15 protein-coding genes are annotated in these 20,300 nt (G+C 47.3%); 4 read left to right on the top strand and 11 right to left on the bottom strand.

What is annotated here, in order from left to right:
- Positions 1-16 precede the first annotated feature (16 nt).
- Both ruvB and ACYVFD_RS28055 read right to left on the bottom strand, forming a co-directional pair.
- A complete protein-coding gene (ruvB, locus tag ACYVFD_RS28060; RefSeq protein ID WP_461093839.1) occupies positions 17-1,045 on the bottom strand; it encodes a Holliday junction branch migration DNA helicase RuvB in 1,029 nt (342 codons plus the stop codon).
- A 100-nt stretch (positions 1,046-1,145) separates the two neighbouring features.
- Positions 1,146-4,805 carry a T9SS type B sorting domain-containing protein gene (locus ACYVFD_RS28055; protein ID WP_461093838.1) on the bottom strand — a complete coding sequence of 1,220 codons (3,660 nt, stop codon included), beginning with the start codon at positions 4,803-4,805 and terminating at the stop codon, positions 1,146-1,148.
- Between the two features lie 232 nt (positions 4,806-5,037).
- Here ACYVFD_RS28055 and ACYVFD_RS28050 point away from each other — a divergent pair, with 232 nt between their 5' ends.
- Positions 5,038-6,069 carry a PorP/SprF family type IX secretion system membrane protein gene (locus tag ACYVFD_RS28050; RefSeq protein WP_461093837.1) on the top strand — a complete coding sequence of 344 codons (1,032 nt, stop codon included), beginning with the start codon at positions 5,038-5,040 and terminating at the stop codon, positions 6,067-6,069.
- Between the two features lie 175 nt (positions 6,070-6,244).
- Here ACYVFD_RS28050 and ACYVFD_RS28045 read toward each other — a convergent pair whose 3' ends face one another.
- The 3 genes from ACYVFD_RS28045 to ettA are packed head-to-tail and all read right to left on the bottom strand — an operon-like array spanning position 6,245 to position 8,630.
- Positions 6,245-6,481, bottom strand: coding sequence for a hypothetical protein (locus ACYVFD_RS28045; protein ID WP_461093836.1), 237 nt, complete (start codon positions 6,479-6,481; stop codon positions 6,245-6,247).
- Positions 6,478-6,960: a DUF6932 family protein gene (locus ACYVFD_RS28040; RefSeq protein WP_461093835.1), complete on the bottom strand. Its 483-nt coding sequence runs from the start codon at positions 6,958-6,960 to the stop codon at positions 6,478-6,480. The genes ACYVFD_RS28045 and ACYVFD_RS28040 overlap by 4 nt, the downstream gene beginning before the upstream one ends.
- A gap of 2 nt (positions 6,961-6,962) precedes the next feature.
- Entirely contained in the window at positions 6,963-8,630 is a 1,668-nt protein-coding gene (gene ettA / locus ACYVFD_RS28035) for an energy-dependent translational throttle protein EttA (protein ID WP_461093834.1), read from the bottom strand.
- A 74-nt stretch (positions 8,631-8,704) separates the two neighbouring features.
- Between ettA and ACYVFD_RS28030 the strand changes: the two genes are divergently transcribed.
- Both ACYVFD_RS28030 and ACYVFD_RS28025 read left to right on the top strand, forming a co-directional pair.
- Positions 8,705-9,982: a DUF349 domain-containing protein gene (locus ACYVFD_RS28030; protein ID WP_461093833.1), complete on the top strand. Its 1,278-nt coding sequence runs from the start codon at positions 8,705-8,707 to the stop codon at positions 9,980-9,982.
- Between the two features lie 90 nt (positions 9,983-10,072).
- Positions 10,073-10,348, top strand: coding sequence for a hypothetical protein (locus ACYVFD_RS28025; RefSeq protein ID WP_461093832.1), 276 nt, complete (start codon positions 10,073-10,075; stop codon positions 10,346-10,348).
- Positions 10,349-10,351: 3 nt separating this feature from the next.
- On the opposite strand, the gene serS is transcribed toward ACYVFD_RS28025, so the two are convergent.
- The 5 genes from serS to ACYVFD_RS28000 all read right to left on the bottom strand — a co-directional run bounded on the left by serS (position 10,352) and on the right by ACYVFD_RS28000 (position 14,857).
- The gene (gene serS / locus ACYVFD_RS28020; protein WP_461093831.1) at positions 10,352-11,623 is read right to left on the bottom strand and encodes a serine--tRNA ligase; all 1,272 of its coding nucleotides are present in this window, start codon (positions 11,621-11,623) and stop codon (positions 10,352-10,354) included.
- 105 nt (positions 11,624-11,728) lie between these two features.
- Positions 11,729-13,054, bottom strand: coding sequence for an aspartate kinase (locus ACYVFD_RS28015; protein ID WP_461093830.1), 1,326 nt, complete (start codon positions 13,052-13,054; stop codon positions 11,729-11,731).
- An 87-nt stretch (positions 13,055-13,141) separates the two neighbouring features.
- On the bottom strand, positions 13,142-13,642 hold the full coding sequence (gene ribH, locus ACYVFD_RS28010) for a 6,7-dimethyl-8-ribityllumazine synthase (RefSeq protein ID WP_461093829.1): 501 nt from the start codon (positions 13,640-13,642) through the stop codon (positions 13,142-13,144).
- A gap of 209 nt (positions 13,643-13,851) precedes the next feature.
- Entirely contained in the window at positions 13,852-14,547 is a 696-nt protein-coding gene (locus ACYVFD_RS28005; RefSeq protein WP_461093828.1) for a tetratricopeptide repeat protein, read from the bottom strand.
- A 67-nt stretch (positions 14,548-14,614) separates the two neighbouring features.
- Positions 14,615-14,857 carry a DUF4926 domain-containing protein gene (locus tag ACYVFD_RS28000; protein WP_461093827.1) on the bottom strand — a complete coding sequence of 81 codons (243 nt, stop codon included), beginning with the start codon at positions 14,855-14,857 and terminating at the stop codon, positions 14,615-14,617.
- A gap of 250 nt (positions 14,858-15,107) precedes the next feature.
- Between ACYVFD_RS28000 and ACYVFD_RS27995 the strand changes: the two genes are divergently transcribed.
- Entirely contained in the window at positions 15,108-17,489 is a 2,382-nt protein-coding gene (locus tag ACYVFD_RS27995) for a TonB-dependent receptor (protein WP_461093826.1), read from the top strand.
- Between the two features lie 136 nt (positions 17,490-17,625).
- Here the strand turns inward: ACYVFD_RS27995 and ACYVFD_RS27990 are convergent, their stop codons facing one another.
- Complete coding sequence (locus ACYVFD_RS27990; RefSeq protein WP_461093825.1) at positions 17,626-20,292, bottom strand: PQQ-dependent sugar dehydrogenase; 2,667 nt, start codon at positions 20,290-20,292, stop codon at positions 17,626-17,628.
- Positions 20,293-20,300 lie beyond the last annotated feature (8 nt).

Below are 20,300 nucleotides of genomic sequence, written 5' to 3'. Positions count from 1 at the left end.
TTTCATTAGTAATTTCTCATCCAAACAAATCGCCTGTTCGGAAATTCGGAACAATGCCTAAGTGGCGATATGCTTTTTCCGTAGCCTCTCGTCCACGAGACGTACGTTTCAGAAACCCCTCCTGAATCAGAAAAGGCTCATAGACTTCTTCAATCGTTTCAGCTTCTTCGCCACAGGCAGTAGCAATAGTCGTAATACCAACTGGACCACCTTTGAATTTATCAATAATGGTCATCAGAATACGATTATCCATATCGTCTAAGCCATTCTGATCAACATCCAGGGCACTCAGAGCGATTTCAGCAATTTCGACGTTTATATACCCGTTGCCTTTTACCTGGGCAAAATCGCGGGTACGACGCAACAGATTGTTGGCAATACGGGGTGTTCCCCGGCTCCGACGTGCGATCTCAAAGGCCCCTGATTCATCAATCGGCGTACCTAATATTGCCGCCGATCGCTGAACGATACTGGTTAATAACTTCGCATCATAATATTCCAATCGGCAACTAATCCCAAACCGGGCGCGCAATGGCGATGTAAGCATACCCGCACGAGTTGTAGCACCTATTAGCGTAAATGGATTCAGTTTGATCTGGACACTGCGGGCATTTGGTCCTGAATCGAGCATAATATCGATCTTATAATCCTCCATCGCCGAATAGAGATACTCTTCTACAATCGGATTGAGTCGGTGGATTTCGTCGATGAATAATACATCATTTGGCTGCAGATTCGTTAACAGTCCGGCCAGATCGCTGGGCTTATCCAACACTGGTCCAGAGGTCATTTTAATGTTGGCGTTAAGCTCGTTGGCAATGATGTGCGACAGAGTTGTTTTGCCTAAACCCGGAGGGCCATGAAGCAGTACATGGTCGAGCGCTTCTCCTCGCTGCATAGCCGCCCGGACAAACACTTCAAGGTTTTCAAGCACCTTTGCCTGACCCGTAAAATCCTCGAACGAGAGAGGTCTGAGTGCGCGTTCAATTTCTTTGTCAGTAGCGGTCATGCCATCGGCCGAACCTTTCAAAAAGTCGTTTCGCATGGTTTTGATCAATACAAACCCGGCCGTTTTTTAGGCTCAAACAAGCCATTTTGGGCCGGGTCGTTTAACTCAAATATACGAAAAAAACTGGAGAAAACCGCTACCGAATCAGCAAGACAGACCCTCTTTTTGTGACTCGTCCACGCTCTGGAAATGACTCACTTTTGTAGGTCACCACGTATGGGTAAAGCATCGCTGGATAAGTGGATCCATGGTAGGTTCCGTCCCATTTCTGTTCAGGATTATCGCTGGCAAAAATTACTTCTCCCCACCGGTTATAAATTCGGAATTCATAGTCGGTAACATACGCGGTAAATATTTGCAGCACGTCGTTTATTCCATCATTGTTGGGCGTAAAGGCATCTGGGATATTTACACGAGGTTCGCAAAGATTAAACACCCGTGCCGAACCGGTGGCCGTACAGCCCAACGGGTCCGTTACTCGTATCTGATAATCGCCCGCGCGGTCCACAATGATCGATCGGGTGGTATCATTCCGACTTATCCATAAATATTTCAAGCCTGCTGCACCACCAGCGGTGAGTGTTGCTTTACCCTGATCACCTTCACAAAGGGCGGCCTGCTGAGTCAATGAAAAAGGTGGTGGTGGGCGGTCTCCAACCACAATACTACTCTTCCCAACACAACCCGACTGCGTATTCCGAACGGTTACGCTATACGAACCTGGTTGCGCGACGGTTATACTGGGTGAGCTGGCCCCGGTACTCCATTGGTACACATTTCCTGGAATATCGCCCGACAACGGTGCCAGCACAAGGGTTAGGCCATTGCATTTGAGCGTATCAGGTCCTAATCGGGCAAACCCTGTACTATCCAATCCAACCTTAATACTATCTTTTAGGGCCTTACAACCTTTCGTATCCACTATCTGCACTTTATACAGGCCAGGCGCTATCTGGCCCAGTACGGGCGTCGTAGCAATAACAGCATTACCGGAGCCATACCAGCTATAACTAGCCGCCGTTCCTCCCGTAACATTTACACTGATCGTTCCGCTGTTCGGAATACTACATAAGGCATCTTTCACGAGAGGAGCTATAGCCAACTGATTCTGGGGCGACTTCAGGGTAAATGATGTATCGGCTTTACAGTCATGCAATGTATCGGATACACTGACCGCATAGCCTCCCTCGGTAAGGCTCAGTTGCTGGCTACCAACACCGGTCAAAATACTGCCATCTGCTCGGGTCCAACTATACTCATACGTACCCGTTGGTGTCGTAGTCACTCGAATCGCTCCATCAGCCGATGTACAAGCCGTAGGGCCAGTCAGGTTAGCAGCCATACGGAGTTTAGGCAATTCGCTTACACGAATCGTATCGGAATTTTCGCAGGTCGTTCCATTGACGGTCGACTGGGCTGTGACTGTATAAGTGCCTGCTTTCGATACATTAATGGAACGCGTCGTTTCTCCATTACTCCACTGGAACTGCGTCCATGTCTGTTGAGGCACTCTTATACTTACACTCGATCGATAACAAAAAACTGTATCGGGTCCCAGATCGAGCGAGGGGGTAGGTTTGATCTGCACCTCGATGGTATCACTTTTGAAACATTCGCCGTTTGCCGCCAGGCCCACTACAATGTAATAACCAGGTCGATTGAGCGTGATGGTCTTTTGCCTACTCGCGACGGCCCCATTTACCAGCCAGACATAAACTTTAGCCTGCACTTTTATATCCAGTGTGATGCCTTTTTTATTACAAATGGCCGTATCGGCTCCCAGATGTATGTCGGGTGGCGTTTCTAAAATGGTCAGTGTATCATGGATTATAGTATCCTTACAGATGCCTCCCGAGCTAGTTCGGGTAATAATCCTAAGGCTAGGGTAATAGATACCCGGTTTAGCGTATCCGTGGGTAACAGGCTGAGCAGACGTTGTTGAGTAAGGACGGGTGCCGTCACCATAATCTAGGGTATACGCTTCTTTCAGCTTAGGACAGTTTGGCCCTATGGTAAATACCGTCGGCGCATTCACGCAGGTATCGGCGTAGGTAAGCCCTGGCCCACTCGATTGATCATTGAAGTTCGCAACCAGGTTCGGTAAGCCCAACTGACTTGTTTTGCCTCCTAACGACTGGCCATTCAGGTTAAAAATCAGGCTATCGAGTAACCCTCCGTTGGGATTTTCGATGGTTGCCAGCGAGTTGCTTCCCTTTACAGCCACATAAATTCGTCCATCCGGGCCGATCTGTATAGACCCGTATTGCCTGGTTGTACTACTATCGACAACCGTTTTGGACTTTGAGACTAGCGAGTCTGTTTGCGTGAGGTCATATTTGAGAATATAGGACGATCCTTTCTGACTGCCATCAGAATTGGTATCAGCCAGCATTGTCACATATAAGCTTTTCCCATCGGGCGAAAACTCTGCTCCATACGCTTTTGGTGGCGCAGCACCTAGATCGATGGTTCGTTCGTATTTGAGTACTCCCGTCGAATCGTTGAACGTATAAATTTCAACGGAGTTCTTGGGCGGGCCAGGAATGACAACCGCCATGGGTCGATTGCCTTCATTGCCACTAGTTGTATCGGCCGGACCAATTTTAATATAGCCTTCGGCATTCGATAAGGAATCAAGTACCTGCCCCCCCGTATACGTTACCGGGTCGGCGCTTTCGCCACGAGTTAGGTGGCGAACTTCGAACTTATTGGTTCCATACACCCGAGTGATTACCCAGTAAGTAGAATCGCGTTTGTTCTCTACCGAAGCCGCCTGCTCGGTACCTTGCCCCGAAAGCAGGACATTTTTTTCGACAACAGCGCCTTTGCCCCCATTCTGACGCATGTCGACTACGCTATACGTCAGAGTTTTTTTGCCTCGAATTTCGGAAGTGGTGTAGACATAATATAGGTATTCACAACCCCGGCACGTTGGCTTTGGAACAATCAGCGCTGACTGGGTTGAGTGTGTACTACCGTCTAGAGGGATCTGAACCGCATTGGTATCGCCCGGGACGAGTGATTTGAGCGGTTTACCATCTTTTCCGTAAATAGTGATCCCGTCCGTATAGAAAAGTAGTATACCTTTCGAGTTAGCAATGGAGGATGAACCCTCTATAGTACTTAAGCTACCATCTGTAATGGGCTTTGGCGTTCCTCCTCCACTGAAATCCAAACCGGCATTCTGCCCGAAATACCATTTTACGCCCTGCGATTCTTTCTTTTCACCGCACACATCTACGTTTATACGGTTCTGATACGAACAACCGTTGGGACTGATGGCTTCGACAGAATAACAACCGGAACTGTCAACCTGAATCGACTGGGTAGTATCGCCCTTCGGATACCATATATACCGAAACCCTTGCTGAGTAGTACCGGCATACGGATCTAGTGTGATAACTTCTCCTTTACAAATCGTTGTATCCGTACGCCAATTTGAAAATGACGGAGGAGGTGTGCTGACATTAATATTTCGCTCGCTGGTTTGCGTTACACCATTGACGGTTCGGGTCAGGGTGATGGTATAAAAACCCGGTCGCGTATACACGTGCTTGGCAACTGAGTCCCGTTGCTTTGTAATGGTGGTTCCATCGCCAAAACTCCAGACGTGCGTGGTGGCTTTGATAGCCGATGTATCAGTAAACGTAAGGGAATCGGTCCCGCATTCCTGATCCGGAATACAGGCCTTTCCACTAATTTTGAACCCCTGAGCCCAGGACGTAGTTAGCCCCGCCACTAAAACTAGTAACGCCCAGAGTCCAACAACACGAATAGTACTGCTAAAACTTAACATGAACAAACGCTGAATATAGCCGCCTTCCCAATTTCAGTCCCACAACATAACAACAGCGGGGGCATTACGTTAGTATAAACGATGATGATTCGTTAAAATTTTATCGTCTGACTCTCGCAAATGCCTTTAAAATCCGACTATTTTTATAGGCTGTTGCATCATTTAGTACTCCATTTGCGTTCATAACGTTGCAACCGAAAAGTTGGCCCAGTCTTTGCCTGATTCTGCTCATATGATTAAGAAATACATACTGACCATTTTGACACTGGCTCTGGGCCGGGTGGCCTTTGCACAAGACCCCCAGTTTACCCAGTTTTATGCTGCTCCGCTTTACCTGAATCCAGCATTTGCCGGTTCAGCTTTGGCACCGCGTATTACCGCTAATTATCGGAATCAATGGCCAGCGATTACAAACTACGTCACAACGATGGTTTCGGTCGACCATTTTTTCGAAAAATACAGTAGTGGTGTGGGCCTTTTAATTCAAAATGATAATCAAGGTCAGGGTAGGATTCAATCTACTGATATAGGGTTGCAATATGCATACCAATTTCAGGTAGGCGAAGCGTCGTTTGTCCGCCTGGGTCTGCAGGGTTCTTACGTTAATCGGAGCATCAATTATTTCGGCCTTACCACAGGTGATCAATTCACCGATCGTGGCTTCATTACTGGCAGTGTTTCCAGCGACCCAACGCTACAAGGTGGCTTGCCCACTCAAAAGTACGTTGATTTTTCGACGGGTGGCCTTTTTTATTCGGATTGGTTTTGGGTTGGCTTGTCGGCTCACCACATAAATCGACCCGATCAGGGATTTTTTATTGGTGGACGTGAACGGTTGCCCGTCAAAACCAGTATTCAGGCTGGATTACGCATTCCACTTATGGGCTTCACCGGGCTGGCTGACGAGCAGGACCGGGAAATCAGTATCTCACCTGTGATCATGTATAAACACCAGGGCAAATATGATCAGTTAGATATAGGGGCTTATCTGACCTATTCGCCATTGACCATTGGAGCGTATTATCGAGGAATTCCCTTCAAAAAATACGACCAGACTCTTAACAACCATGATGCCGTGGCGGCTTTGATTGGCTGGCGTATGGACAAATTTTCGATCGGCTACAGCTACGACGTAACCGTTTCAACACTTGGCAATAGTGGTGGTTCGCACGAGTTATCCATCTCATACATTTTTGACAAACCCGAAGGCCGCCGTGCGGGCGTAAAACGGCGCGACAAAAAATTACCCTGCCCGAAATTCTGATAGATAGCAATCAAAAAATGGGCTACATCAAATGATGTAGCCCATTTTTTGATTTACCCGAGTTTCTTATATTTTATCCGAGTTGGTGTAGCGTCGGCGCCTAAATGTTCAAGACGGTTTTCTTCATATTCTGAGAAATTACCTTTGATACATACAAGTAGTTTAGTTTACCTGTCTACGGGTGCGTATGTAACAGCTCTTCCAAAACAGGTTTCAATTCAAGCGCTAGTAAGGTACGATCTAATTTATCCAGTAAATCGCTCTTTTGCTGAACTAGTTGCTGAACCATAAAATCATCCAGCTTACTTGAGTTAGACTCATCCGAAAACAGGCGAATTTGTTCATTAATTCGCCGTATATGTTCAAGTCGATATACTAACTCATCGAGTGTATGAGGCTCGTCTGTCTTCATAAAAATTCTATTTTAACAATCCCTTTTGATTCAGCGTTTTTGCCTGGGGTTGAACTAAATGTATCAATCCAATACCGGTAATGGGCTTGAAATTTTACCTGAGCTGGATTTTGCTCATTCGGGATTAGCGAAAAAAAGGTATGCAAACCCGATTTCTCCTGCGAAAACTCATATCGTTCAAAAAGCGATACCAATTGTTGTTTCAACTCATAGTCCTGCTCAAAAATATATGGTACAAATGTTACTATATCAATATCCTGAGGCCAGGCTTTACAGGTAACATAACTACCTCCTATCAATTGAAAGAACGGTGTTGAAACAATTTTTCGTAAATCAAGTAAATAGGACTGATATGAATTGAACAACCGACGTCGTTGAGTTTTATTGTCCAAATTAGCAAACACTTGCTCAAACTCCTCAATAGTCAATGCATAAATACCTGATGGTGTGATATGACCTAATTCATTAAAACGAATCATCCTTACCCCAACTTCTTATACTTTATACGGGTTGGTGTAGCGTCAGAACCTAAGCGTTTGCGTCGGTTTTCTTCGTATTCCGAGAAATTCCCTTCGAACCAATAAACTTGTGAATTCCCTTCAAACGCCAGAATGTGTGTGGCAATACGGTCCAGGAACCAACGGTCGTGACTGATGACTACCGCACAACCCGCAAAATTCTCCAGACCTTCTTCCAGAGCCCGTAAGGTATTCACATCCAGGTCGTTGGTTGGCTCATCCAACAAAAGCAGGTTAGCGCCTTCTTTGAGTGTCATGGCCAGGTGTACGCGGTTACGCTCTCCACCGGAGAGTGTCCCAAGCTTCTTTTCCTGATCAGAACCCGTAAAGTTGAAGCGACCGACATACGCACGAGCATTCGTCTGTTTGCCGCCCAGCATTATCCAGTCGCTACCGCCTGAGATCGTTTCATATACCGTTTTGTTTGGGTCAAGGCCGTCATGTTCCTGATCGACATAGGCCACCTTAACCGTTTCACCCACATCGAAGGTGCCGGTATTGGGTTTATCGCGCCCAGTAATGAGCTTAAACAAGGTCGTTTTCCCTGCTCCGTTCGGACCGATTACCCCAACAATCCCACCTTGTGGCAATTGAAAACCCAGATGTTCAAACAAAAGTCGGTCACCGAAAGCTTTGGAAACCTCCTCCGCTTCAATCACTTTTGCGCCCAGTCGTGGGCCAGCCGGAATGAAAATTTCAAGTTTTTCGTCGCGCTGCTTGGCGTCCTCATTCAACAACCGCTCGTAGGCTCCCAAACGGGCTTTCGACTTCGCCTGACGCGCTTTTGGGGCCATCCTCACCCATTCCAATTCGCGCTGAAGAGTCTTCTGGCGCTTCGATTCTGACTTTTCTTCTTTAGCCAGCCGATTTTGTTTCTGTTCTAGCCAGGACGAATAATTGCCTTTCCAGGGAATACCTTCGCCCCGGTCGAGTTCGAGAATCCAGCCTGCTACATTATCCAGAAAATAGCGGTCGTGCGTTACGGCTATAACCGTACCTGTATATTGTCGGAGGTGTTCTTCCAACCACAGAACTGACTCAGCATCAAGGTGGTTAGTTGGCTCATCAAGGAGCAAAACATCGGGTTGCTGGAGTAATAAACGGCATAGGGCGACCCGGCGTTTTTCGCCACCCGACAGGTTATCGATCAAGGCATCGGCAGGTGGGCAGCGCAGCGCGTCCATAGCCCGTTCGAGTTTTTGATCAAGCTCCCAGGCATTGTAATGATCAAGTTTTTCCTGTACTTCCCCCTGCCGGGCAATCAATTTATCGAAGTCGGCATCAGGATCGGCAAAAGCTTCGTTGATCTCATCAAATTCTTTCAACAGATTGACAACTTCCTGTACCCCTTCCTCCACAACTTCACGAACCGTTTTGCCAGATTCGAATTTTGGCTCCTGTTCGAGCATTCCCACTGAATAACCTGGTGAGAAAACTACTTCTCCGGTATAATTTTTGTCTATACCTGCTATAATGCGTAACAGGGTGGATTTTCCAGAGCCATTTAAGCCTAAAACACCAATTTTTGCACCGTAAAAAAAGGAAAGGTAAATGTTCTTTAGGATTTGTCGGTTAGGCGGAATATTTTTACTCACGCCGGCCATAGAGAAAATTATGGTTTCCTGACTCATTAATTTCTAATAGATTTGTAGTTGGCATTAATCCTCAAATTTAACCCACAGCGCAGCCTTAACCAAGCACAGTAATGGAAAACGCTTCACTGGTAGATGAATACGGTTACGTCAAAGACGGAAAGGTATTTTTGAAAGGCTACCTGAATTATGAAGACCGCCAAATTGGCGAAGTAAAACGAACCGAGCAGGAAGCGCTCGATTATTTTAAAAACCGCTTCATTATTGCTGAGAATAAAGTCAGCCAGTTAGAGAGCGATATTGCCGAAGCGCAAAATAAAGGCTCTTATCTGACCAAGCTGGTTCAGCTCCGCAAGAAACTCCTCGGTTTCGATGCATTAGGCGATTTCCCGCCCCTCCTTGAGCGGCTGGACGCACAAGAGCATTTGCTGGCCGATTTAATTACGGTCAATCAGCGTAAGAACTACGACATCAAGCGAGCCTTGATTACCGAAGCCGAAGCAATTGTCGACAGTAACGACTGGCGACCCACAGCCGATGCCCTGCAGGAAATCAAGACCAAATGGATCAAAACAGGTCCCGTTGATAAGTCGGTTGAAGCTGAAGTAGAAGGCCGTTTTCAGGAACTACTGGATGGGTTCTTCCAGCGTCGGCGTGAGTTCTTTAATGAACAGAACAAGGTGATTCAGGAACGTCTGGAAAAATATGACGAACTGATTCGGCTTGCCTTTCGTGCCAATCGGCTGGGCGATCTGGACGCTGCTTTTCAGGAGGTTCGGCGGCTCAATAACGCTTGGAAACAGGTGGGGGAAGTACCCATCAAGAAAAGCGGTAAACTGTACAAGCAGTTCAAGAAAGCCACAACCATGTTCTACGCCAAGTATAACGACGCGAAGGGCATTGTGATCCAGCCGAAGATAGATCCGCGCATCGAGGCCCAAATGAAAATGGCTGATGAAGCAGAACGCCTGGCAAAACAGTCTGACATTTTTGCGGCTGCCGACCGGGCGAAAGTCTTGCTGAATAGCTGGAAGGAGGTTAAGGTTCCCTTCAAACTACAGGATAAGGTCCTGAACGAGCGCTTCCGGTCTGCTTGCGATAAGATTTTCGAATTGAGCTATCTGGGCCGGGTTTTGACCCGAAAATATCCTGCTTTTGATTTGAAAAGTAAGGCCGAACAGCTTCGGACCAAAATTCGGGAGATGGAATACCTGATCAAACGGGAGAAAAACGACCTTCAGTTTGCCTTACAGGATGCTGAAGGACTTGATCCTAACAATGATGCCGACAAACAGGTATTGAACAAGATCAACACCCAGAAACGCAAAATTGCCATGAAAGAAACTATTCTGCGTGAATTCCAGAAACAATTGGAAAGCGTTGGATACTGATAAACGGGCAAGGATGAGCATCCTATTATAGTGAACGTGCCACGGCTTAGAACCGTGGCACGTTTCGTTTTGGCGAATTGTTATTGGGGTATGGAAACGAACCTGAATGATTCCAATTTTTTAACGTCCGATACTGACTTTCGGGCGGCTATTGTCCCTGGCAAATTTGTCCGGCTTGAGTATTTGACCGACTTAAATGAATTTATCAAAGCCGACGTACTCATCAAGCAGCTCTCGTATGAAAATGGCACGGAATGGCTTGAACTGGCCACTGGCGAAACCATCCCACTCGACCGGGTCGTAAGTGTTTCGGGCAAATTATCTCCCCGCTATCCAGGCTACGGCAATTATTCGTGTGATTGTTAACTGTTAATCAATCACGTCAAAGCCACAATATGGTACCAGAACCTTCGGAATCCGAATACCTTCTGGCGTCTGATTATTTTCCAGAATAGACGCCAGAATACGCGGCAGGGCTAAAGCTGAGCCGTTGAGCGTATGCATAAGCTGCATCTTACCCTCCAGTTTCGAGCGTAATTTCAGGCGGTTGGCCTGATACGTTTCAAAATTCGATACAGAGCTAACTTCGAGCCATCGCTGCTGGGCTGCCGACCAGACTTCCATGTCGTAGGTCAAAGCCGAGGTAAAGCCCATATCGCCCCCACAAAGCCGCAGAACACGATACGGTAATTCCAGCTTCTGCAGTAAGCCTTGCACGTGCTGGCTCATTTCTTCCAGCGCGGCATAGGAGTTTTCGGGCTTTTCAATCCTGACAATTTCAACCTTATCGAATTGGTGTAGCCGGTTTAGTCCACGCACGTGAGCACCCCATGATCCTGCTTCCCGTCGGAAACAAGGTGTGTAGCCCACATTTTTGACCGGTAATTGGGCCTCTTGTAAGATGACATCCCGGTAAAGGTTGGTAATGGGTACTTCAGCCGTTGGGATCAGGTAGAGTTTGTCCTCTGTTACGTAGTACATCTGCCCTTCTTTGTCCGGCAACTGACCGGTTCCAAAACCCGAATCTTCATTGACAACGATAGGTGGTTGAACTTCTAAGTACCCAGCTTTCAGCGCTTCGTCCAGAAAGAAATTGATCATGGCTCGCTGAATGCGTGCTCCTTTGCCTTTGTAAACCGGAAAACCAGCTCCCGAAATTTTTACTCCCAGTTCAAAATCAATAATATCATACTTTTTGATGAGCTCCCAGTGCGGCTGAGCGCCTTCGTAAAGCGTTGGTTTTTCACCATTTTCCAGAACAACCTCGTTATCGTCGGGAGTACGACCTTCGGGAACGCTACTATGAGGGATGTTAGGGATTGTTACCAGAACAGCCTGCAAATCCACCTCGATTTGGCGAAGAGCTTCACCCAAGTCTTTAGAACGAGCTTTCAGTTCGGCGGTTTCAGCTTTAGCGGCTTCAGCGGCAGCTTTATCCCCGGCTTTCATCAATGCCCCAATCTGACCCGCTTTGGCATTTGACTGCGCCAAAACATCGTCGAGTTCGCGTTGAGTATCCCGCCGTTGCTGATCAAGGGTTAGTACCTGGTCAATTGTGGCTTCGGCATTAGCGAAATGTCGTTTATGAAGACCAGTCAGTACAGTTTCTTTATTATCTCGGATGAAGGGGAGTTGAAGCATTGGTTTGTATCGATAAGACGTTCGATTACGTCAATGAATTCTTGTGATTGGAAAACTCTAAACGATTCGTTATTCGTTGAATCGTTTAGAGTTTACATAGCAAAGTTAGGCCGAAAACAAGCCGTCGTTCAGCGCATTTAGCGCGTCAGCTTTGTATTTACCATGCACCAGCAAAGACAGATTGCTTTCGGTACCGCCGTATGAAATCATCCGAATCGGAATGTTTTTCATGGCGTTGAACACCCGAACCGCAACACCTTCGTTATCGGCACTAAAATTACCAACTATACAAATAATGGTCTGGTCGTAATCAGGTTCTTCCAGTGTACAAAATGCACCTAACTCAGCTTTAATTTCTTCGATACGCTCGGTATTATCTATCGTAACAGACACCGATACCTCTGAGGTCGTAATCATATCGACCGGGGTTTTGTACTTCTCGAAGATCTCGAAAATCCGACGCAGAAAACCATAGGCATTCAGCATACGGGTCGAGTGGATGTACAATGCCGTAATACCGTCTTTAGCCGCAATAGCTTTAAAAACCTGGTCACTTGTCCGGTCGGCAATGAGAGTTCCGGGAGCGCTGGGATCCATTGTATTTTTCAACCGCACGGGTACACCAAACATCCGGGCGGGCGTAATGGTCGACGGGTGCAGAATCTTAGCTCCGAAATATGCCAGCTCAGCCGCTTCGTCGAATGTCAGTTCGCGAACCGGGAACGTATTTTTAACAATCCGGGGATCGTTGTTATGCATACCATCGATGTCGGTCCAGATCTGGATTTCGTCGGCACGGATAGCACCACCAATCAGAGACGCGGTATAATCCGACCCTCCCCGCTTCAGGTTGTCGACTTCACCCCGTGGATTACGGCAGATAAAGCCCTGAGTGACAATGATATGCTTGTCGGCATGTTGCGGCAGCATTTCGGCTAGTTTCTGCTCCGTAAACGCAATTTCAGGCTCGTTATCGGCATCGATCCGCATGAATTCGAGCGCGGGCAGCAGTGTGGAAGCTACATTTTCTTCTTCCAGGTACGCCTGAAACATCTGCGTACTCAGCAGTTCACCTTCAGCCACAAGCTCTTTTTCCTGCTTCAACGTGAACGGCTTAATCCGTGTCAATGATCGGATAAAGGCAAATTCATTATCAACAATCTTCTGCCCAGCGGCTTTGCCTTCAGTTGTCTTGTACAGTTCGCCGATAAAGCTGTCATAGTGTGCTTTAAGCGTATCAATTTTGGCGGTTGCCTCAGTATCGTTATTCGCTTTCAGCGATTCGCCAATGGCCAATAAGGCATTGGTTGTACCCGACAAAGCCGACAGCACTACAATTTTGGGCGTGCTATCCTCAGTAACCAGATGGCGGATGGACTGCATACGTTCCGGTTTCCCAACCGACGTGCCGCCAAATTTCCAGACGTGCATTGTTAAAAGGTGAAAGAGTGAATGAGTGAAAGAGCGAATAAGTTGAGAGCATAACATCGCTCTTTCACTCATTCACTCTTTCGCTCTTTAAAACTTACTATATACCTGTTCTTGTAATCCGATCATTTTGATGGCGGTAATGGCGGCTTCGTCGCCTTTGTTGCCGTGCTTACCACCCGCGCGGTCGAGCGCCTGCTGCTGGTCGTTGGGCGTCAGAACGCCAAAGATAACGGGCTTTCCGGTTTTCAATCCTACATTCGTTAAACCTTGAGCCACGGCATGGTTGATGTAATCATTATGCTTGGTTTCGCCCTGAATCACACAGCCAAGGGCAATGACGGCATCAATATCGTCGCGCTGGGCAAACCACTGAGCCCCTAGGGTTAACTCATAACTGCCCGGTACATTGCCACGGACAATATGCTCGACTTTCGCTCCGTATTGCAACAAGGTTTGATAGGCGCCTTCAAAAAGGGCTTCGGTCACTTCACTGTTCCATTCAGAAACCAGTATCGCAAACCGGCGTTCGCTAACATCGGGTAAGTCGTTGGTTGAAAATACACTCAGGCTTTTTGCAGCAGTGGCCATTCTGAACCGGGATTTAACTGATTTTATTGATAAACTTTGATTTTTGGCCTCGGATTTATGTGATGTAACAGATTGTGCTTATTCTTAGGTATCACTTCATTGAAGTGAAAATCAAAGTCCATCAGTAAAATCACATAAATCCGGGTCAAAAAAAAGGACAAAACCGGCTTCGGCTTTGTCCTTTGCTGTATTGATTGGATCAAGTACGCTTACGACTCACCGACGGTAGCTTCCAGTACGGATTTGTACTTTTTAGCACTACCAGCTTCGGTCGATTGAGCGTACTTCTCAATAATTTCGTTGTACGTGTCAATAGCCTTATCGTTCTGTTTCGCTTGCTCGTAAGCAACGGCCAGCTTCATCAGATAACCAGGCGTAAAGAATTTATTCGATTTATAATCAGCAGCTTTCCGGTAATAGTCGGCAGCTTCATCGAAGCTTTTCTTTTCCATATAGGCATCACCCGTGAGCGCATACGCCCGCGCCTGAACCAGCAAATCCGACGAGCTGAATGCTTTCAGATGCTCAATGGCATCATCGTATTTACCTTGTTTCAATAAAGCAATACCTGAGTAGAACTCGGCCAGGTTACCGGCAGAGGTTGAACCATAGTTGCTTGCTACAGCTAACAGGCCAGGGCTTTTGCCATCACCGTTAAGTGCCTTTTTTGTTGAATCGGCTTCGAGTTGATACACCGATGGGAACATTTCAACCTGGGCTGTATCGTCCTGCTCACTGACATAATAACGATAACCGAAGTAACCCGCTACTAACAGTAAAATACCACCTAGTACACCAAAAACGATGTTTCGATTCTGTTCAAAAAAATCTTCGGCCCGTTCTAATTGACCGGCCAGTGCGTCTGGATCTTCCAAAAACTCCAGTCCGCTGTTCTTTTTGCTCATGCTTTTGCAATTTGGATTGCAAAATTAGGAATATTTACCATTAAGGAAAAGGGTAATTTTCAAAACTTTACGAATCCTGTCCGTTTTGTAAGTCAATATCCCGTACAGCCATAACCTCCGACGAGCGCACTTCGCGAATTTGATGGGGTAATAAGGTCTCTACAGCAACAGCTTCGCCCGTAAGTGTAACAAATTCAACTTCGTAGGCTTTGCCCCCATTATACACGGTTAAAATGGTTCCGACATCCCCGGCCTTCAGGCGCCCATCGGCAATCTCTTCCTGAAGGACAACTAAATCATACTCACTCATAGATTCATACACTGGTTCAGAAAAAGAAACGCTCGACATAGCATCTTGTTTTGTTCATAATTAAATAACTTTGCCGTGCTAATCTTCCAGGGGTGCCCAAAAACAACGGGCTGAGATTATACCCATTGAACCTGCGCAGGTAATGCTGTGAAGGGAAATGTGTTCATAGGCTACGTCTATGAGCGTTTTACAAATATCATACCAATCAAAGGTAGGTTTGGCCCCTTGCCTATCGTAACCATTTTCGTTTATGAAAAACGGTACGACAACCTATCTTACTCTTTTTGTAGCCTTGCTACTCATCAATCTGCCCGCGTGGGCACAATTCTCTATTTCAGGTAAAGTGGCTGATGCTGATGGTGGTACACTACCCGGAGCAGCTATTGTGTTGGAAGGAACTTATAAAGGAACCTATACCGATGCAGCCGGAAACTTTCAGCTCACTACTCTAAAACCGGGATCAGTATCGCTACGTGTTTCTCTACTAGGGTATGAACCACAAACTCAAATCGTAGCACTTACCCAGAACACAACCCTCGACATTAGATTGGCCAAAACGGCGGTCGCAGTCGATGAAGTGGTTGTCAGTGCCACGCGGGCAAATCAGAAATCGGCTATTGCGTACAGTGATGTAACACGTCGGGATCTGGATAAGCTCAACCTCGGGCAGGATATTCCGCAGTTGCTCAACTTTACACCTTCCATCGTGACTACCTCAGACGCCGGTGCGGGTGTCGGCTATACAGGTATTCGCATACGAGGTTCGGATGCCACTCGGGTCAATGTGACGCTGAACGGAATCCCCTATAACGATGCCGAATCGCAAGGGACATTTTTTGTCGACATGCCTGACTTTGCTTCTTCGGTCAGTAGCATCCAGATTCAACGGGGCGTTGGCACCTCTACCAACGGAGCTGGCGCTTTTGGCGCATCGGTGAATATACAGACCAACAAACTCGAAGCGAATCCATATACCGAAACGAACGTATCGGCCGGATCATTTGGAACCCGAAAACTCAATGTGCTGGCCGGAACAGGACTGCTAAACGGTCATTTTGCGGTGGACGCTCGTTTATCGACCATTCACTCGGATGGGTTTATCGACCGGGCATTTTCGAACCTGAAATCCTTTTATCTCTCAGGTGGGTATTATGGCAAAAAGGGTTTTATCCGATTGAATGCGTTTTCAGGTCAGGAGCAAACCTACCAGGCCTGGAATGGCATACCGGAGGATATTCTGAAAACGAATCGCACCTATAACGCCTTTACGTACGACAATCAGACCGACAATTACCAGCAGGATAATTATCAGTTAATTAGTTCGTATGAGCTTAGTAAAAACTGGCGGGCTAATCTTTCCTTCTTCTATACTAAAGGCAAAGGTTACTATGAAGAGTTTAAGCCAAACGACAGCTACAGCAAGTACGGTTTGCCCAACGTAACTATTGGTGATTCAACCATTACAAGTACTGATCTTGTTCGCCGAAAATGGCTGGACAATAATTTCTATGGCACTGTTTTTTCGTTTGATTACAACAGTTTTGGAAAACTGACCGCCAATATTGGTGGGGGTTGGAACCAGTATCAGGGCGGCCATTACGGCGAAATTATCTGGGCACGTGTGGCTGGCAATGCCAACATACGCGAACGCTACTATAGTGACGATGCTATCAAAACCGATTTCAACATCTACGCCAAAGCCTTTTACCAGTTCAGTAATCGGCTCAATGGGTTTCTGGATTTGCAGGTACGCACGGTTGGATACTCGTTCTTAGGGTTCAACAGCCAGTTGCAGAATGTGCAGCAGAATGCCAATCTGACATTTTTCAACCCCAAAGCGGGTCTGACCTATACACTCAACGATCAAAGTACGGTTTATGCATCTGTAGGCGTTGGCCATCGGGAGCCCAACCGTGACGATTACACTCAATCGACCCCAGCGAGCCGACCAAAGGCGGAACAGCTCATCGATTACGAAGCCGGGTACAAGCTTCAGACCGAACGGCTGGCCTTCACCGCGAATGTGTATTACATGGACTATAAGAACCAGTTGGTCCTCTCAGGTCAGTTGAACGATGTGGGGGCTTACAACCGGGTAAATATCCCTGTTAGTTACCGAGCAGGGCTGGAACTGGAAGCAGGGGTTCGATTGGCCAAACAACTTCGCTGGAATGTGAATGCCACCTTCAGTCGTAATAAGGTGAAGAATTTTACGGAATACCTCGACAATTACGACAATGGGCTTCAGGAGGCTCGTCAATACAGCCAGACCGATATTTCGTTTTCGCCCAACGTGATTGCAGGTTCGCAGCTATTGTTTACGCCCGTAAAAGGCCTGGAATTAGGGCTGTTGTCAAAATATGTCGGAAAACAATACCTGGATAATACGTCGAATGAAAGCCGGAAGTTGAACTCTTATTTCACTAACGACATCCGGCTGATTTACTCCTTCAAGCCAAAGTTTGCGAAAGAATTTGCCTTTACGTTGCTTTTAAACAACGTTTTGAATGAACTGTACGAATCGAACGGGTACACCTATGCATACATCTCGGAAGGGAAAGTGTATGCTGATAATGCCTATTACCCACAGGCTGGCCGGAATTTTCTGGCAGGTATCCGGCTACGGTTTTAGAAAAGTCATTTGGTGGTCATTCGTCGTCATTCATAGTCATTGGACGTGGTGTCGGTTTTTGAGAAACCTGTGGTGTCAGATGCTCACACCTGACATCACAACAGGAAGCCTCTACGGCCACCAAATGACTATAGAATTAGCGTACCAGTAAGCGCTGGTGTATAGCTGGCTGGTCGGCGGGTTGAAGTGTAATCTGGTACAACCCGGCTGGCCAGTCGGCTACTGAAATCCCATACTCATTCGTGCCAGCCGTAAACCGGACAGGGTGCTCGTAGGTTGGTCGGCCCAGCAGGTCAGTTGCATATAATTGAGCCGTACCCGGCATCAGCGCGTCGTACCGAACGGTGATCTGCTCACGAGCCGGCGATGGAAATACGGTTAACCCTTTCGTAATTTCGGGTACTGTTGCCGTTATGACCTGGCCGCTAAACAGATACGGTTTGCTGATGATCGCTTTCTCAAACTGAGGTGAACTCCAGAATAACTTCGACGTGGCATAACCCTGACTTTCCAGAAAATCCATCTGTATCGTGTACGATTGTCCAGCCACCAGATCAAGCTTTCCTAACCATTCGAGCGATGGCTGGGCTTCCCATTTGTCAATCAGTTGTTTATTATTGACCGATAGGCGAACACCGTCATCGGTTTGCGTATAAAAGGTGTACGTATCCGTAAAAGGCACCTGGATTTTCCCCGTCCAGCGCACCACAAAATGATCGGTTCCTACAGTTGGCGCTGGCTCTCCCTCACCCCAGTCAAAGTTAATCGTCTCATCTGTGCGGGCAACGGTAGGTGTACCGGCTATCTGATCGGTGTTTGCGTAATATTCACCGAATAAACCGTTACCTGTCAGGGCTGGTACAGCCTGATACTGCATCATCAATGTTGGACTGCCCGGTTGCACTTCATACGTTACCAACGGAGCATTCTGGCCATTGCCCCAGCCTATAAATTTATAAAACCCATTCGAAGCGGCCGTGTAGGGTTTTGTTTCAAGACTCCGCAGCATCCCCACTACAGACTGAAATGTCAAATCCGGCTGACGGGGCTCTCCATCCAGATATACCCGAACGCCCGTAACGCTACTACCGATAGTAACTGTAGCAATCTCAGGTTTTATATCCACAAAGGTTTCATTGGTTAAGCCCGATACATCGGTTGCCAGAAGGTGAATTCGATACCAGACTTCGGTAGAGGTTTCGCCTACACGAGGAATTTTAAACGTGCCTGTCGTAACGCCAGAAACGGGGTCCAGTGCAGGATGAACGTGATCGTCGTGATGAAAATCGATCCACCAGGTTTGTTTGGCGTTGGCTAGCGGCTGCTGATTAGCATTCAATACGTCGCCTGCGAAGGTGAGCACATCACCCGCCCGATAGGTTTTATTGGTAACAGGCTGTTGGATACGAGCCACTGGTCGCTGCGCCTGTACAACGCGCAACGACATCGATTCTGAACTATCGGCTCCTAAGGCATTTGAAACGATACAGTAAAAAGTTGACCCGTTATTGGACAGTGTTGGGCTACTGATGGTATACTGGCTTTGATCAGCTCCGGCAATTTGTTTGCCATCCTGATACCATTTGTAGCTAAGCGGCTTCTGCCCTACGGCATTAACTGTAAACGTAATGGATTCACCAACCGGCACAAACGCATTCGGCGACTGACTACTGATATACGGTAAACCTGAATCAAAGAATGATACTTTATGCAGGGAGCCGTTCCAGGTTGAGGTATTGTCTTGCTGAGTTCCCCCACCCTGGCCGGACCGGGCCAGGTAATACAGATAGCCATCAGGGCTAGTAGCTATTCCAACCGGCCGGTCAACATCAGTCACAAACTTACCGATAACCTGTCCTGTAGCCGGATCGAATGAGTAGATAGTGCCATTGCAGTAATCCGCAAAAAATGCTCTGCCTTTGTATTCGGTAGGAAAGCGAAGCGTCGGCGGATTGTAAACGGCCATACCCGTTATGGCGCAACCAGCATCATGATCGTACACCTGGAGTGGATCGGCATAATTTTCGGGAGCATCCTGATTCGTCCGGCGACCTTCGATGAGCGGCCAACCGTAGTTTTTACCTGCCCGAACCTCATTGACTTCTTCAAAGCTGGCATCACCCACATCGCCCACCAGAATTCGCCCGGATACCGGATCAATATCCATACAAAACGGATTACGAAGACCCAGCGCATAAATAGCCCGGTATTGGCCCGTCAGTTGGCCCGCAAATGGATTGTCGGATGGAATACTCCCATCATCATTCAGTCGTATTATTTTCCCAAGCAGGCTATTCAGGCTCTGGGCTGCCGATGCATTGGTGCCTTCACCCACGGCAATATACAATTTACGGTCAGGCCCAAACCGCATGGTCCCAGCGTTATGGAGTGTTGCCAGTAATGGATCAAACTCTAGTAATACCGTTTCGCTATTGGGATCGGCTACACCATTTGGCGCCCTAAATCGACTCAGCCGGTTATGATTCTGATCTTTTACCGTGTAATAGACGTAGAAATAGGGCGTTTTAGGAAAGTCGGGATGAAAGCAAATCCCCGTCAGACCACGCTCGTTGGTCACGTCAATGTTGGTAACTGTCATAAACGGATCGGGCGAGAGAACATCTTTGACAACTTCCCGAATTTTTCCGTCCTTCTCGATCACAAACAGTCGCCCGTCAGGCGAAAAGGCAATACCTGTCGGATTCAGATTACGGGCAACTTGTTTCTCCACAAACCCACTCGGCAGTTGAGCAACCGCCGACTCCAGCAAACCTATCAGTAGAACCGTATAAATGAAGCGCATTAGACCAA

This window comes from Spirosoma gilvum (assembly GCF_054776815.1).
This window is presented reverse-complemented; position numbering and strand designations above follow the sequence as displayed.

Bases quoted from the DNA above. Each gene is read 5' to 3' on its own strand.
- ruvB (WP_461093839.1), bottom strand. From the start codon at position 1,045: ATGCGAAACGACTTTTTGAAAGGTTCGGCCGATGGCATGACCGCTACT.
- ACYVFD_RS28055 (WP_461093838.1), bottom strand. From the start codon at position 4,805: ATGTTAAGTTTTAGCAGTACTATTCGTGTTGTTGGACTCTGGGCGTTA.
- ACYVFD_RS28050 (WP_461093837.1), top strand. From the start codon at position 5,038: ATGATTAAGAAATACATACTGACCATTTTGACACTGGCTCTGGGCCGG.
- ACYVFD_RS28045 (WP_461093836.1), bottom strand. From the start codon at position 6,481: ATGAAGACAGACGAGCCTCATACACTCGATGAGTTAGTATATCGACTT.
- ACYVFD_RS28040 (WP_461093835.1), bottom strand. From the start codon at position 6,960: ATGATTCGTTTTAATGAATTAGGTCATATCACACCATCAGGTATTTAT.
- ettA (WP_461093834.1), bottom strand. From the start codon at position 8,630: ATGAGTCAGGAAACCATAATTTTCTCTATGGCCGGCGTGAGTAAAAAT.
- ACYVFD_RS28030 (WP_461093833.1), top strand. From the start codon at position 8,705: ATGGAAAACGCTTCACTGGTAGATGAATACGGTTACGTCAAAGACGGA.
- ACYVFD_RS28025 (WP_461093832.1), top strand. From the start codon at position 10,073: ATGGAAACGAACCTGAATGATTCCAATTTTTTAACGTCCGATACTGAC.
- serS (WP_461093831.1), bottom strand. From the start codon at position 11,623: ATGCTTCAACTCCCCTTCATCCGAGATAATAAAGAAACTGTACTGACT.
- ACYVFD_RS28015 (WP_461093830.1), bottom strand. From the start codon at position 13,054: ATGCACGTCTGGAAATTTGGCGGCACGTCGGTTGGGAAACCGGAACGT.
- ribH (WP_461093829.1), bottom strand. From the start codon at position 13,642: ATGGCCACTGCTGCAAAAAGCCTGAGTGTATTTTCAACCAACGACTTA.
- ACYVFD_RS28005 (WP_461093828.1), bottom strand. From the start codon at position 14,547: ATGAGCAAAAAGAACAGCGGACTGGAGTTTTTGGAAGATCCAGACGCA.
- ACYVFD_RS28000 (WP_461093827.1), bottom strand. From the start codon at position 14,857: ATGAGTGAGTATGATTTAGTTGTCCTTCAGGAAGAGATTGCCGATGGG.
- ACYVFD_RS27995 (WP_461093826.1), top strand. From the start codon at position 15,108: ATGAAAAACGGTACGACAACCTATCTTACTCTTTTTGTAGCCTTGCTA.
- ACYVFD_RS27990 (WP_461093825.1), bottom strand. From the start codon at position 20,292: ATGCGCTTCATTTATACGGTTCTACTGATAGGTTTGCTGGAGTCGGCG.